This is a genomic window from Kingella pumchi, from assembly GCF_022288825.1.
Classification (GTDB): Bacteria; Pseudomonadota; Gammaproteobacteria; order Burkholderiales; family Neisseriaceae; genus Kingella_D; species Kingella_D pumchi.
In genome coordinates, this window is record NZ_JAKOOW010000031.1 from 7033 (window position 1) to 7406 (window position 374).

1 protein-coding gene is annotated in these 374 nt (G+C 59.4%); it reads right to left on the reverse strand.

Annotation, left to right across the window (positions count from 1 at the left end; translation table 11 throughout):
* A partial coding sequence (locus tag MB824_RS08525; protein ID WP_238748035.1) for a hemagglutinin repeat-containing protein occupies positions 1-374 on the reverse strand: 374 nt, incomplete at both ends.

Here is a 374-nt window from a genome sequence, read left to right on the forward strand (position 1 = left end):
TTCCTGTTCGACAGTGTCCTGCGGGCTTTCGATATAAAGGGTGCCGCCGACATCGGCGTCGATGCGTTTGGCATGGGCTTGGGCACCGTTGAGCACGGTATTGCCCTTGCTGCTGAGCTGCAGTTTGTCGGATTGCAGCAGGGTGTTTTGATGGGTTTGGCTGTCCGAACGGTTTTTGCCTTTGCCGTAGGCGGCTTCGGCATAGATATAGACGCCGGTTTGGGCACCAACGGAAACCCCGACGCCGACTTGTACGCCGGCATTGCGGTTTTTGCCGTCCTGATGTTGGCTGTCTTGGGCGGAGAGCAGCCGGATGTCGCGCGCGGAATCGAGGCGGATGGTGTCGCCCGCAGTAATGTTGCTGCCTTGGACGG